Origin of the sequence: Paenibacillus marchantiae, from assembly GCF_028771845.1 — a bacterium.
In the GTDB taxonomy this organism is placed as follows: Bacteria; Bacillota; Bacilli; order Paenibacillales; family Paenibacillaceae; genus Paenibacillus; species Paenibacillus marchantiae.
Window position 1 is genome coordinate 4983394 of sequence record NZ_CP118270.1, and the last position, 14945, is coordinate 4998338.

The 14945-nt window shown below is 43.8% G+C and carries 15 protein-coding genes; 2 read left to right on the plus strand and 13 right to left on the minus strand.

The genetic code is table 11. From position 1 onward, the window contains the following. Positions 1–31: 31 nt before the first annotated feature. The 11 genes from PTQ21_RS22460 to PTQ21_RS31505 form a co-directional block, all read right to left on the minus strand. Positions 32–1339 carry a 6-phospho-beta-glucosidase gene (locus tag PTQ21_RS22460; protein WP_072733086.1) on the minus strand — a complete coding sequence of 436 codons (1308 nt, stop codon included), beginning with the start codon at positions 1337–1339 and terminating at the stop codon, positions 32–34. Then, positions 1324–2316, minus strand: a complete 993-nt coding sequence (locus PTQ21_RS22465; protein WP_274567220.1) for an N-acetylglucosamine kinase — start codon at positions 2314–2316, stop codon at positions 1324–1326. Before PTQ21_RS22465 ends, PTQ21_RS22460 begins: the two co-directional genes overlap by 16 nt. Before the next feature lie 113 nt (positions 2317–2429). Then, positions 2430–4073 carry an extracellular solute-binding protein gene (locus PTQ21_RS22470; RefSeq protein ID WP_274567221.1) on the minus strand — a complete coding sequence of 548 codons (1644 nt, stop codon included), beginning with the start codon at positions 4071–4073 and terminating at the stop codon, positions 2430–2432. 72 nt (positions 4074–4145) lie between these two features. Then, positions 4146–5039: a carbohydrate ABC transporter permease gene (locus PTQ21_RS22475; protein WP_072733089.1), complete on the minus strand. Its 894-nt coding sequence runs from the start codon at positions 5037–5039 to the stop codon at positions 4146–4148. A gap of 22 nt (positions 5040–5061) precedes the next feature. Continuing rightward, the gene (locus PTQ21_RS22480) at positions 5062–6015 is read right to left on the minus strand and encodes an ABC transporter permease (protein WP_269056836.1); all 954 of its coding nucleotides are present in this window, start codon (positions 6013–6015) and stop codon (positions 5062–5064) included. A gap of 133 nt (positions 6016–6148) precedes the next feature. Beyond that, positions 6149–7027 (minus strand): AraC family transcriptional regulator, encoded by an 879-nt coding sequence (locus tag PTQ21_RS22485; protein ID WP_064637708.1) that lies wholly within the window; start codon positions 7025–7027, stop codon positions 6149–6151. A 290-nt stretch (positions 7028–7317) separates the two neighbouring features. Then, a complete protein-coding gene (gene bglS / locus PTQ21_RS22490; protein ID WP_064637706.1) occupies positions 7318–8088 on the minus strand; it encodes a beta-glucanase in 771 nt (256 codons plus the stop codon). Between the two features lie 528 nt (positions 8089–8616). Then, a complete protein-coding gene (locus PTQ21_RS22495; RefSeq protein WP_063563962.1) occupies positions 8617–9507 on the minus strand; it encodes a GNAT family N-acetyltransferase in 891 nt (296 codons plus the stop codon). Positions 9508–9675: 168 nt separating this feature from the next. Next, a complete protein-coding gene (locus PTQ21_RS22500; protein WP_274567222.1) occupies positions 9676–10542 on the minus strand; it encodes an AraC family transcriptional regulator in 867 nt (288 codons plus the stop codon). Between the two features lie 293 nt (positions 10543–10835). Beyond that, a complete protein-coding gene (locus PTQ21_RS22505) occupies positions 10836–11171 on the minus strand; it encodes a hypothetical protein (protein WP_274567224.1) in 336 nt (111 codons plus the stop codon). Positions 11172–11320: 149 nt separating this feature from the next. Next, entirely contained in the window at positions 11321–11422 is a 102-nt protein-coding gene (locus PTQ21_RS31505; protein ID WP_161490553.1) for a hypothetical protein, read from the minus strand. A gap of 8 nt (positions 11423–11430) precedes the next feature. On the opposite strand from PTQ21_RS31505, the gene PTQ21_RS22510 reads away from it, so the two are divergent. Then, positions 11431–11724 (plus strand): carboxylesterase family protein, encoded by a 294-nt coding sequence (locus PTQ21_RS22510; protein ID WP_274567225.1) that lies wholly within the window; start codon positions 11431–11433, stop codon positions 11722–11724. 223 nt (positions 11725–11947) lie between these two features. Here the strand turns inward: PTQ21_RS22510 and PTQ21_RS22515 are convergent, their stop codons facing one another. After that, positions 11948–12511, minus strand: coding sequence for a class I SAM-dependent methyltransferase (locus PTQ21_RS22515; RefSeq protein ID WP_063563716.1), 564 nt, complete (start codon positions 12509–12511; stop codon positions 11948–11950). 680 nt (positions 12512–13191) lie between these two features. On the opposite strand from PTQ21_RS22515, the gene PTQ21_RS22520 reads away from it, so the two are divergent. Then, entirely contained in the window at positions 13192–13677 is a 486-nt protein-coding gene (locus PTQ21_RS22520; protein ID WP_063563715.1) for a hypothetical protein, read from the plus strand. Positions 13678–13951: 274 nt separating this feature from the next. Here the strand turns inward: PTQ21_RS22520 and PTQ21_RS22525 are convergent, their stop codons facing one another. Then, a complete protein-coding gene (locus tag PTQ21_RS22525) occupies positions 13952–14824 on the minus strand; it encodes an AraC family transcriptional regulator (protein WP_274567226.1) in 873 nt (290 codons plus the stop codon). Positions 14825–14945 lie beyond the last annotated feature (121 nt).

The window sequence follows — 14945 nt, forward strand, 5'->3', positions numbered from 1 at the left end:
TCCAAACATGATCTCTTTTTATTTAGAATCCTTACCTCCCATGGAAGAACTGCGGCAAATATTTACGGTTCTGCTCCAGCATTTCATTCAGCATCTCTTCTGATATACACACGGAATCGGTTAGCGGATGAGAGCTAAGGGCGAGCAGTGCCTTCTCCCTGCTTCCCGAGACCGCCGCTTCGATGGCCAGACTCTCATAGGTCTTCACCGCTTGAATCAGGCCAACTGCGGCATCCGGTATTCGTGTAATAGGTACCGGAACAGCTCCTTTCTTCGTTACCAGGCAATTCACTTCGATACTGACATCCTGTGGCAAAAAGTCCAGGGTATCGCCGTTCATGACGTTTAGCGTTAGAACCTCTCCGCTATCCGTATGAATCGCCTTCATCAGGTTGACAGCCGCCTCGGAATAATAGGCACCTCCACGCTGCTCCAGCTGCTTCGGTTTCTCCACTAGCTCTGGCCGCTTGTAAATCTCAAATAGTTCATCCTCAAGGCGCTTGACCATCTCAGCCCTCGTCTCGCCTATGGCTGCGGCAGCCTGCTGCTCCGCCAATATCTCACGGTGAAGGTAATAATATTTCAGATAATAGGACGGAATAGCGCCAATCGCCCGAATCAGCGTAGCGTTCCAAGCAAGCTGCGGCACGTTACTGGCCGAGTAACTCCCCCCTGTGTCCAACAACTCCTCCAACTTTGACTCTCCATCAATCTCGATCCGGCTGATCCAGTGCAGATGATTTAACCCGACAAACTCGCAATAGATGCGTTCCTCAGGCACCTGGTAGAGCGCAGACAGCCACTTGTAGGCGGCGATCGGGGAATTGCATAAACCAATGGAGCGGATGCTGGAATGCTTCATGATGGCTTCCGTTACCATTCCGGACGGATTCGTGAAATTAAGTAGCCAGGCGTCAGGACATAATAACTCCATATCCTTGCATATATCCAAGAGTACAGGTATGGTACGAAGAGCCTTCATCATTCCGCCGGCTCCGGTCGTCTCCTGCCCGAGCATTCCATATTTCAACGGGATCGTTTCGTCCCATTTTCTAGCCTCCAGCAACCCTACCCGCATCTGTGTAGATACATAATGGGCATCCCTAAGTCCTTCCTTGCGGTCCAAAGTTAAAGTAATATTAATCGGCAGTCCGCTTCGTTCAACCATTCGCTTCGCCAGCCCGCCAACAATGGTGAGTTTATGAAGGCCTTCCGGAATATCCACTAGCACGATATGCTTAACCGGAAAGCTCTCATAATGACGGATGAAACCTTCAATCAGCTCAGGGGTATAGGAAGAGCCTCCCCCAATAACAGCAACCTTTAATCCAGGGCCCATTTCACATTCCTCTCCTTTACGGCAAGTCCTTGGTGCAATTGTTCATATACAGTGGAATCTGATTTCACTCCGTTCTCATCCATTGCGAGCAGGATGGCACCCGCTGCTGGCTCAAGGTCCAAGATACACAACCGGCATTTCGGTGCTGCTGTAGTAACCTGAGACTCGATATGCCGAACCACATAATCTCCTTCTCCACGAGTTAGCACGCTGCCGGCCAATACAACATCAAAGGAATCATTGCCCATACCTAGTTTATGAATAACTGCACTGGCGACTTTCCCCAGCTCCAAACCTTGCCTTTCCAATATTTTTCTTGCGACTTCATCCCTAGGCGCAGCCTGAAACAGCAGTTTCGCCAGCGTATGTGGTGCCCTTCTTCCATCGTCCAAAAAACGGTGGTACATCTCTTCCACGGTCTCGAAGGTAAGCGCATTCAACGTAAGCGAAGTCAATGTAGTAGGCTGCTCCCTACCTTCCCATGAACGAATGACTGTCCGAAACACCTCGACGGCCAGATCACCGCCTCCGCCGAAATCGCCGAATTCATAACCGAATCCTCCGATCTGAACCTCCTCGCCTGCAACGTTAACACCATATCCATTCGTCCCGCTTCCGCATATAAGGACAACCCCATCCGTCTGCCTTGTGCCGGCTCTCATGGCAATGACAGTATCGCATACGATACGATGTTTCTTTAAACCCATTGCACCTATTATTGGACGTAAGATGCGGAAATCCGCCTCACGATCGGCTCCCGCAAGCCCGAATGTAGCGTAAGTGATATTCTCTTTGTTAAGCCCCGCCTGTGCATAAGCCTCATCAACGGCCTGGGTTATACTACTTTCTGCAATGGCAGCACCAAGCTGATGATTGCCACAGCCGCTGATTCCCCTGCCTAATATTCGTCCCGTTTCGTCCGCCACGACGGCCAATGTCTTACTACCTCCACCATCTACTCCCAAGTAATAGTTCAAGTATGATCTCTCCTATGTTTCTCGGCTAATGAAGCAGCCAACCAAGACTCTCGGGCGAAAGCTATAGCTTCCCGCAAAAATCTTAACGAAAGGGCTGCTTCCAACCATGACTTTTATTTCGCAGCTGCCATTTTCGCCTTATTCTCCTGCCATCTCGCTGTTTTGTACTTCAACAACTTGTCATAACCGGATTTTTGCGCATCCGCCTCAGCCTTATCCAGAAGCGAAAGCACTTCCTGATCCGAGGTCGTGGAGCTTATCGCTTTAGCTCTAACTTGCTCATAGATCTCAAACACCCGCTGCGCAAAAATGCCTTCTTCCGAATCGCTTGCAGGATCCAGATTGGCGAACTCCGTAGTGTTCATCTGCGTCTTCCACGTAATCTCCGATTGCCAATACGTTTCAAAGTTTCGCTTCTCTGGCGGAAGTTTAGACTCGAATTTCATCTTAGAATTGTCCACATAGACTGTGTTACCGTTCCACTGAAAGTTGACGGTTGCGTTCATCAACTCATCACGACCTTTAGCATCGCTTGTGAATTTGTCGGTGAACAACGGCATATCCTCCTCGTCCGTTCCATCCCAATATAATCCTTCTGGCCCCCACATAATCGTACGTTGGCCATCAGGACCTGTGAACCAATCCAAGAAGGCGAAGATGGCCTCTGGATCTTTGGCCGATTTCGTAATGACGCTGACATTCCAGCCTAGCTGTTTATAATCACCCGGGAAAATCTTGTTGCGATCCAACTCCGCTTTGTGTACAGGCCATACCATGATGTAACCAGCATCCGGGTCTTGCGCTTTAAGCAGATTGTTGCCCTTGGAGCCAAACTCGGTGGGACTGGACGCCACATAAATGGCTACTTTGCCGTTGATAACCTTCTGCTCGACCTGCTCCAGCTTCTGTGTGAAGGCATCCTGAGTGACAAGTTTTTCACGGTACAGACGGCTCATATACTGCAGCAGCTCACGATAGACAGGATCCGTGAACAGCGATACGAGTTGATCCCCTTGTGGAACGGCGATCATACTGTTGAATGTATGTGGGCGATTTTCTGCAAACGCAGATACCATGATGTCCACTCCTGCAGCAGTTTGACCAACCTCCAGCGGAACAACATCTGGATACTTTGACTTCACTTGCTTCAAATAGACGTACAGATCCTCTGGTGTTTCCAGGCTCGGCGAGCCGAGTTCCTCGTAAATCTTCTTATTGACGAGATATCCTGCGTTGCCGTTTGGCTGCGTGGTATACCAGTTAGGGAACTGATATAGCTTACCGTCAGGTGAGCGAAGCAATTCGAGCGTAGACTCCCCAGCCCACTTTTTCAGATTGGGGTATTTATTCAGATAATCATCGAACGGGACCAACATCCCCTCAGAACGGAGCTTTTCGACATCCGCTCCACGATCCATCCATATAACATCCGGCAGTTCACCGGCCACGATCATGGTACTGAGCTTGTTCTTGGCGACGCCACCGGAGCTGATCGGCACTACGTCGATCTTTTTATTCTCTTTGATCCACTTCGTCGAAGCATCTTTACCCCAATCCGGCATTGTGTACCAGTCATAATGGCCGTAGAATGAGAATTCCAGCGGTTTCTCTCCCAGTACAAAGGTATCCCCCGAGACTGGGTAATTCTTCTCTTGGCTTGCAGTATTACCTCCTGAACCCGAACATCCCATTAAAGCCATGACAATGATAAGTGTGACTGACAAGCCAGAGAGAAGGTTCTTTTCCCCTTTTTTCATTATGAGTGCTCCCTTCGCGATTCATCTATGGTCAAAGCGGACGCTTAAAGCCTTGTCCGGGATTTGCTTGAATTACTCCTTCAAAGAACCGATTAATACACCCTTCACAAAATATTTCTGTACGAATGGATAGACGCAGAGGATTGGAATGGTTGCCACCATCATCGTCGACATGGACAACGATTTGGTAGTTACGGTTTTCATCGCGCTCATCCGGCCCTGTGCAGCAGCATCCATGTTCTGCATCTGTTCCATCATGATATTAGCATTAAGTATCTGCTGAAGCTTAGTTTGAATGGGTAGAAGATCCGTGTTAGATATGTAGATACTTGGCGCAAACCAATCATTCCAGTGATACACTGCCGTAAACAGCGACAGCGTAGCAATGACCGGTCCCGATAGAGGAAGTACGATTCGGATGAATACCCCCCAGTTCGAGGAACCGTCGATACGGGCGGACTCCTCAAGCCCGGGCGGGATACCCTTAAAGAACGTCCGGAATATGATCATATTCCACACGCTGATAATGCCTGGTATGACCATAACCCAAAAAGAGTTCATCAGACCCAGCTCCCGAATGAGCAAGTAGTTGGGTATAAGTCCGCCGCTGAAGTACATCGTTATGATGCAAGTTACCATATAAAAGTTGCGACCCATTAATTCGCGTTTAGAAATGCCATAAGCTAATATGGCTGTTGCCACAATGGAGAGCAGTGTACCCAGCAACGTTCGGAGCACCGAGATGATGAAACCGTCAATCAGTCGCTCATCCTTAAACACCACATGATAATTTTCAAGCGTGAATTCACGCGGCCAGAATGTAATGCCGCCCTGCATCGTATCTGTCCCGGAGTTAAATGAAATGGCGGCAGCGTTCCAGAACGGATATAACGCAATAAATGTAAACAAAGCCAATAAGAAGTAAATTATGCCAACAAACCATCGATCCCCATTCGACAGCCTCATGTGTATCTCTCCCCCTTCTCTCCTACCAAAGGCTGTTCCCCGATCGACGAGCCCAATAGTTGGCTCCGGACAATAACACAACGCTGATGATGGCCTTAAACAGCCCTGCCGCCGTTGCGTAGGAGTATCTGCTGTTCTGAATGCCAATTCGATATACATAGGTGTCCAGCACGTCGCTGACATCTCGCAAAACCGGATTGCCTCCCAGCAGCAATATGTCCTCAAATCCTGCATTTAGGAAATTACCGATTGCCAGAATCGAGAACACAACGATAATTGGCATAATGGACGGAATAGTGATGGAAAAAATCTGCTTCAGACGGCTCGCACCATCAATCGAAGCCGCTTCATACAGCTGGGGATTGATGCCCGCAATTGCCGCCAGATACACAATGGAGGAGAAACCAATCTCCTTCCACACATTCGTTACGGTCAAAATACTCCAAAAGTACTTTGGCTCCGACAGAAAGTTAATCGGCTCATCGATAAGACTCAGCTTCTGCAGCAGTATGTTTAGGCTGCCGTTGTCCGTAGACAAGATGGAGATCACAAAGCCCGATACGATGACCCACGACAAAAAGTGAGGCAAATAGCTGATCGTTTGAACAATTCTTTTGAAAGAATGTTTCCCTACTTCATTGAGCATCACCGCGAGAAGGATGGGGGCAGGAAACCCGATGCACAGTTTAAGCATGCCAATGACGAAAGTATTCCGCATAATGGTCCAAAACTCCGGCGTCCCGAAAAACGCCTCAAAATGTTTGAAGCCTACCCAGGGACTATTCAGAAACCCTTTGAATAAACTGTAGTCCTGAAACGCCATCAGCACTCCGTACATGGGAATGTAGCTGAAGACCAGGATAAACATCATGGCCGGAAGCACCATAAGTTGAATATCCCATTGCTTCAGAAAGCGGTGCAGGTGACTTTTCTTAACAAGCGGCTTCGTTTTGCTGCTCATCTCCACTTGCGGCATTGGCATCTCCCCTTTTTAATTTAGTGTTAGATTTATTAACATAATTATGAGATGCTTGCCACTTCATTGTATCTCCTGCACCAGTTCATTTCTCTGCTAAAACCAGTAAAATATAGCACTATATTACTGATTTCTAGGGATTTTGCTTTTGTGAAGTCTTCGGCGTCATGCCGATGTGCTTTTTAAACAGCCGATTAAAGTTGGTCAGCGTGCGGAAGCCACATTCCAGAGCAATATCCATTACCTTCATATGGCCTCCCTCCAGCATTGTGACAGCTTGTTCCAGTCGAATATGGATCAGGTACAGCATCGGAGGCATGCCGACCGCGCGTTTGAATATTTCGCTGAACCTTGAAGGACTGAGATAGACAAGAGAGGCCAGCTCCTCCAGCGTCCATGGATGGGCGAAGTTTTGTTCCATAACCATAATCACCTGACGTATTTTCTCATACTGTCTCTCACTGATGAGGTGTTGACTACCGCAAATCCCCTCTATTCGACACTCCCGATTTACTATAGTCAGAAACTGGAGTATAAGCGAATATACAACCGTAGCGTAGGAACGCTGCTCCCTCTCATGCTCCAATTGGAGTTCAAGAAGAAGTGACCGCAGTCTGTCCATGGCCGGATGATCACGGTGGATTAGATTCGTGTAATGTTTGTCTATGTCGCGGAACGGGCTGAATAGCTCCGGATCGAATCGGAGGTTATGAATAAACCAGGTCGAATCGAACGTAATGACAGTCATGACAAGATCCTTCGTTTCGTAAGCGCAGTGAAGATCATTCGAATTGATGAGCAGCACATCTCCCTGCTGGAAATCAAATTTTTGACCGTTGATGATGTAGTAGCCCGTGCCGGATTTGATATAATTAATCTCCAGAACATTATGCCAATGAAGCTTTTGATAATGGATAGTCACACCAATCGTGTCGCCGATATAAACTGGATAATTCTTATTCATTTTTACCTTTTCCTTCGGAACCACTTCTTCCCTCATGATAGATGGCATTCATAACTCCCCCCACAACTTTTATTGTAAGCGCTACCAAATACATATCTTGTAAAAAACTCTATCACCTATATTCCATTGTTGTAAATAAAAAAGCTATCCCAAGAGCCACTACTGACCCGGGACAGCTTTTTAAAAGGTCACTACAGAGTAAACTCTGTAGTGCCTTTCATATACACCTTATCGCTGCTAATTCTTCAGGACTTCAACTTCTGCCATACCGTTCAGAGTTATATTCTGATTATTTCACCTTATTTGTAAGTTTCGTTATAAATTCCATCTTTTGAACGTCAGTTGGCCGGTTTAAATTTGATCCAATCAAAATAGGCCCGTACCGGCATTCCTGGGTAATTGAATTTTCCTGTCCATATTTCAGCCGGTCCCGAGCCCGACCACAGATTAACCATGATATAGCCAGGACTGGTCGGAAGTGTTCCGCGTGATCCATTCTCCGTGTGGACCAGTTTACCGTCTACATACCACTTAATGGATGATGGCGACCATTCGAACGCATAATTATGAAAATCGAGAGAGGCATCAAACCCCAGATTGATAATCGTGCTATGCTGGCCTACGCCATTCGTAAAATAATTAGTTTCCATCTTCGTCGTGTCTTTGCCCAAAATTTCAATGTCGATTTCGTCATTGGATGTACCTGTTCCTTGCCCGGAATACGTGAAGAGGCTTGTGACAAGACCGACTCCTGAGGCCGCTTTTAAACGTGCTTCAACCCGGCCATAGCCATACTTCACATGGGTCGAATATTCAGCGGAAGCATAATTTTTCCCCGAGCAACTGGCGGGACACCCAGTATTGTCAAGTCGCAGAGCCATAATTCCATTCACGAATTCCTGATTAACCGCCTTCCAGCCCACTCCGAAATCTGGACCATTAGCCCATCCATCTGAGGTATAGAACAAATTAGGATTCACGCCGTTTAAAGGTTCGTTAAAAGCAATGTCTGCCGCCGACGCTTGAATGGGTAATAGCATCGCGCATATCAGGCCACTTGCCATTAACACGGCCGACATTTTCTTTCTAAAATCCATTAACTTTTTCATGAACAACACCTCTTCCTTGGGATGTAATTAAGAAAACATAAGCACGACAAGTTAAGCATTTCTGGGATTCCGGAATGAATAATTCCATCCTGAATCAACTTCATACTACATGTAAAAATGTAGTAAATCTCAATCATTTCAATGATTAAACTGCACTATTTAACGGTTTTTCGCATCAGTCCATTAGTTAAAAGGCTACAAACAGCCTATAGTTCCTTCCTGTTACGGTCTTCTTCAGCCTTCTTATCTCTAATCTTAGGTAGCGACCTGCGATACTATTTTGCAAATATTCTCGGAAATCTGTGCATATTGGAGCACTATAGTGACGCTATTGCCAATGAACTGTCCTGTCGGTTAGTTAAACAAGAAGACAGCCGATCGTGATCGGCTGTCTTCTTGTTTTTTTGCTCTATCGTGTCCCGTTTGCTTAATGATGTGTGTTGCTTTATTTCTTGTATCATGTATTCAACGAATGCTAAAAAAATTTGTAAGTCAACATTACTATTATCTATCTGTTTCTCTTTTATCTTAGTTAAGATCCATATTTCGCATCATGAGCACTTGCTCAACATTCGTTGTGAAACCTAATTTTAGCAATAGATCGTTCAGAGGTTGATTGGATTTACGCAGGTTAGATGTCCCTCGTCTGCAAACATAGTCTAACGGGGCGAACAGTTCACTGAGTGCAAGCTTATAAATCTCCTCTGCATCTTCCCGCCCTGGAAGGACCTCACATTGATAGAGCGAAATGGTTACCATTTTACCCTCATGATCAAATGTTCGCTTATACAACGCATAGCATACAGGCTCGCTATCTTGTCTAATGATTATAGATTCACCCTCCTTCATGCTAGGCCATTGTGTCTGCCAAGCGGATAAACCTCGATAGAAGTCTAGCGCATATACATCACGGGGCAATCCTTTGGTGATAGAAAAGGGATGCTCAACAGATCGCTTTAATAATTGGGGATCTATTGTACCCGTATGTTGTAAAATCATTAATCGATCCGTAATTTCATACCCCACATACTGATATAGCTTGATCGCACTCTCATTCTGCGTGAGCGCTTCAAGTAACGCAAGTTCCACGCCTTGTTCTCGGTACAACTCTAGATTTCTTAACATGAGCGCTCTGCCAATGCCCTGCCCTCTAAATGCAGGCGCAATACCTGTCCCACCGTTCCATGCCACTTTCTTTCCATCTACGTCACGAAATCCATTCATGACAAACCCTGCAGGTTCACCATCCACATAAATAGCGAGTGAATTCTCCAAGGAAAGTCCTTCGTTAACAACCCTGGTCATCAAAGCATCAATCGTCATGACCATCTGTATAAAATAGCCCTCGAATCCTAGATTCCAAATACGTACATTTTCCTCCATCGATAGCTCACTTAGTTTCCTAAACGTCATTGTCATAAGTACAAACCTCTCTTTTACTTCGTTTAATGTGATCATTTTCGTATTTTCGCCCAACCTATATGCATTCTACTTTAACCGCTCGATAATGAAAAGTAAGGGAGCCATGGTCGAGTCGAACAACTAGACCTTTCCAATTCAAGAGTCACAGATTATAAAGAAATAGAACTAAGATATTTTTCTTACAGCAAAACATAGCTCAACAAAATTCAGACCATCTTTACCTCCAGTAATTTCAAATTCCATTCCGTCTAACTGTTCATATCCTGTAGTAGGAAGCCATTCAGAAAAGAATCGTCTATATAATGTTTCAATGGTTTCATCGAATTTATCCCATGTAAAGGGATCAGATGAAAAGATCGCCCACGTATGTGCTGGTATCGTTATACTTGTATACCCCTCGGCTTTACTTGTTTCATCTTTAAATGCACACAGCATGTATGGGAAAGTATCCTCTCCAGTTTTTTTGTAGCTACAAGCAGCATGTACTTTATGATAATACGGATTCACAAGATCTGGAAGGTCACTGGCATTTGCAGCAAGTCTTTCAACCTCGCCGTTTTCGTGGCTTTGCTTCCATAACTCTGCCGGAGTCTCTATCCCGTTTAATTGAAAAACTTTCTCAATTCCAAATATTTGAAAGGTTTCTTTTGTTTCGATACGATAGTTCATAGGCTCTTCCCCTTTAATTGAAATAAGGAAGGAAAGCCGAGGATAGGCTTTGAGAACAGTCCCTTCTTCACGGGCCATTGCTGGATTAACACCATGCAACGATTGAAAAGCCCTTGCGAATGAAACTGGTGATTCATAACCATACTTTATGGCAATATCAACAACTCTCATATCACTATTCTGCAATTCAATTGCAGCAAGCGTAAGCCGTCTTCTTCTTATGTATTCTGCAAGTGAAACATTTGTAATGAATGAGAACATTCTCTGAAACTGATGTGAAGAACAACAAGCACATTGAGCAATTTCCTTCAATTCGATCTCACCGACTAGATTGATTTCAATATAATCCAATGCCCGATTCATCCTCATAAGCCAATCCATCTGATCCCTCCTCTTAACAAAAGTATAGTTGTACTAGGGTTTCATATCGCAACTTTTTGTGCACAATTAAGTTTCTTATCCGTCGAAAAGTTTATGTCGTTATAAGTCCTCAGAACGTTGAGAGATCTCCAACTAATCTGCACGTTAGATTAATGTATTAGCGGCGGATAAATCTTTGAATACATACCTAATCGTTATAAGCTCACGTACTTGTCCCTCGACTTTAGTTCGAAAGAAGGAAAAATTTGACTCCTTAAAACCAAAAATATTAAAATTTATCCGAAATATTGAAGAATTAACTGGTATATTGCTATAGAAAGCCCTAAAATACTCGCTTTCATCTTAGAAGGATGATTTCTTTCGCTGCGAAACAAGTAAAAGAAAACCGCTATAAATCCTAAGGGAATCCATAACTGAAAGACACCTTCTGTTGTAGCACGAGAATAAATGGAAGTAATGAAAGTACTAATTAAAAAGTAAAAGAAAACCGTAAAACGTCTTGTTTCTAATTGCTTGCTCCACCTTATTAAAAAGAAAATAATAATTATTGCGATAATTGTAATGTGTAAAGGGGGTAGAAGAATAGCAGCGTCCCCAAACTTGAATTCCATTCTACATCGTCCTCCTCATCTTTAATACATCGCCAAATTTGATCAATATGCAAATCTTGATCAAATTCAAACTGCATATACAGCTATCTTAAGATAGATTAAGAATTAATTACAGGTTAAAGAAGGCCCCACTACATTTATTCCGAACTTCAAATTAATCTGTTGTAGTTGGACAATAGTTGATGCATGACTATTTCGGCCATATCTTCGGGGGATTCGCGTTGGTTATTCTTAATCCACTGGACCAGCACACCAATCGATGAACCAACATAATGAAAAAATAAGTGAAGACAGCTTATATTTAAATGTATGGTTAGGTGCTAAATCAGATCAGAAGAAGCAGCCAGTATTGGTATACATCCATGGAGGGGCATTTAAAAACGGATCAGGTTCCATGGACTTGTACAACGGCGAAAACATGGCAAAAAAGGGGGTTGTATTCGTAACGATTAATTACCGACTCGGTATTTTCGGCTTTACGTATTGGGTAAATTTCGCCAAGAGTGGCGACCCTAACGATGATACACTACCATTTTGGGCGCCATTGAATTAAGATCTTCATTTAAAGAATAAAAGACATTTGTAAAAGTTTCCGATTATGAGAGAAGAATCTACAATTACACCCTGTATGATCAATTCGATAAGCTTTCAACTCCTCTGTTATTTCCGGATACAACCAAGTTTCTTGTCTTGTCTCAGAATAAGAACTTAATATTATGTAGCAAAAAGGACGGCTTCGCCGTCCCTTATGGGAACTATAATTGAAAGCAGATTCACTAGTAACCCTTCTTCTGTGCAATAATGATATAGACGGGTTGGTTAGCAACTTGTGTTGGTGGATGAATCGTATCAATAACTGTAAAACCTGCCTTAACGATTTCTTCCTCCATCTCCTTCGATGAAACCCTTGGAGCATTAGTCATCTCCGTCTTCTCTAATTCAATGCACAAAAAGATCCCTTTGTCTTTTAAAACTCTGTGGATTTCATCCAACACCAATGAAAGAGGTTGAACCTCGTGTAACGAGATTGAAGCAACAGCTTTTTCGAATCTATCGTTCTCTAATGGCATTTCTTTAAAGTTTGCAGCGGTGGTCTCAATATTGGTTATCCCTTTTTCCTTAGCTTTTAGCTCTAGATACTGTAAAATATCAATATCGTAATCAAACGCAACTACCTTTTTCACATATTTAGCAAAAGAAAAGCTTATATAACCTGTACCAGCTCCAAGATCTAATAGTTCGTCCTCTTTATTAAGCTGTATAAACTTAAATAACTCCTCTGCTGGGAACCTCTCAATATTCTCCAAGTGCTCAATTTTTCTTTGTAGTTTTGGATTCATTTTTATACTCCTTGTATAATCGTATTTGTAAAAATATTTTGTTTTTTCCAGCTGACGTCGAGGTAGATCCCAGTCTTGCCTGTTGAACTAAGGGATCAACAAGTTCTGCTTAGGAGATTTTCTATAGGCTTTTTAGTTCATATATTATTCTAACCACCGAAATCACCTCTCTGAGCACATTAAAGATATTCATTATCCATAATAACTATAATGTATAAAATAAGATTTGTAAATAACAATGTTTAACACACCAACCCCCTAATTTCCTACACTTGACCTAACCCGATATTTCATAAAAAATTGGAAGAATCCTCCATCTATTACCAACGATCCAAGCTGGCATGAAACATGGAGTAAGGTGCTTGCTATCGTTCTCCTCAGTCTTGTAAGTCTGTTGGGTACTCGACCATGAAGCCTAATAGCCCGTCGCTCCAATCTCGACGAAAACGTAAAAAGAAGTATCGTTTTTCGAGCATCTTTCATTATTTTATCCTCATATCGCCTTGTCGCCAGAAGCTCTGCTAAAGTTAATGAATCGCGATCTCCTCATTCAGAGAACAGGCCGTTTGCGTATGACAGTCTCTTGGCAGGCGAATTTTATTCAATTTTTATCCATAAAAGAAAAATATATGATATATTTGATAAGTCACTTAAAACATATCAGGAAAAGAGGATGTTCTATGAAAAAAGTCTTTTTATCATGTATTGCCATGCTCTTGTTTTTGATTTCATTTTCCCCTGTGACTTCCGCCGCCAGTGGAGATCGTCTGATTTATGACACGATGTATAACGTCGCCGGTGGCGGGTTAGTGTCAAACAATATCAGGTTTTCGTTTCAATTTGATAATTATGGTGATGCGCAGATCTGGGACGTCAAGGCACGCAAGATGATATGGAACAGCAAAACCAAGGACACAAGAATACATAAACTCCAGATTAATTATTTCAGCGGGAAGTTGGTTATATCAGATCCGCAAAACACACCTTATTGGACGTCAGATAACCTAGCATGGTCTAAGACATATTATGGAGCAGACAATGTGCCAGCCAATCTTAGAGGTAATGTGCTGATCATGCAAAATGACGGCAATCTGGTACTGTACAACAATGAAAATCCGGCCTTGGGCTGGTATCCTGTCTGGGCTTCCGATACAGGTGGACATTAAACACCATAACAGTACCTTGCAAATGGATTCACGCACTCATCTGTCATCATTATGTAATGTAATCTGATTCTCATTAAACAGTTGTTGTACACCAAAAGATCTCTTCAATAATGAAGAGATCTTTTGGTGTTTCACATATAACCGACATTTGCAACTCAAAAATTCAATAATTCTCGCTTGCTCACTACATAGGAATACAAATTGAGGATGGGACTCTTCTTTATCCACGATTTAAATCTATTGCGCCACCCCACACTTATAAAGATACACAGCTTTATCGCTTCCGTATCGGTATCCATATCTCGCTTCTGTATTGCAAAGAAGTAACATCCTTGTGCTCATTCCACAGGATTTCCGGTCCTTCGCTCAGCTCATAATCTGAAGAAGGAAACCACTCGGAATAGATTCTTCCCCAGATATCCTGAAGCGTACCGGGAAAAGGACCAACGACAGTAAACACTGCCCATGTCGAGGAAGGCACTTCCAGTTGTGCCAAACCCTCAGGAGCCTTTTGGGTCGTAGCTGCACCGATATAATAATCTAGTTCCCCCTTTTCCTCCATCCGTTCCTCACTAAAATGAGCCGAAGCACTAATTAGCCCAAGCGGCTGAACATTGGATATCCTCTTAATCGTCTCAATTAATTCCGGCGTAAGACGTTGATACATCGCAGCAATGTCCGGGTTTACCCCGTTGAACACGATCGGCACCCTTTTACTGATACCCACAATCCGAAAGGCGTCTTTGTCTTCAATACGGTAGTTCATTTCGCTTCCTCCTTGAATGGTCAATTGGAATGTCATTCGAGGGAAGGCCTTGAGTGATGGACCATGATTTTTCGCTTCCGAGGGCGTAACCCCATGCATGCTCTGAAAAGCTCTAGCGAAGGAATCCGGAGAAGTATATCCATATTTGAGGGCAACATCTATGACTTTACTGTCATTCCGGCTTAGTTCCAGAGCTGCCAGCGTCAAGCGCCGACGTCGGATATACTCTGACAAAGTAATGCCGCTTAGAAAGGAAAACATACGTGTAAAATGGTATTCCGAGCAGCAGGCGATTCGTGCTACCTCTTTCATTTCCACAGAATCCGTTAGATTCTCCTCAATATAGCTCAAGCCCTCATTCAATCGTGCTAGTGCATTCATGATCTTTCCCTCCCTCGTTGATCTAAGCATATCAGAGCCTTTCTTCTCGTATCCGACATTCCCTGCACCATTTTGCAGGCATTGCTACTTTCATGATTTCCTGACCAGCCCCATTAAACGC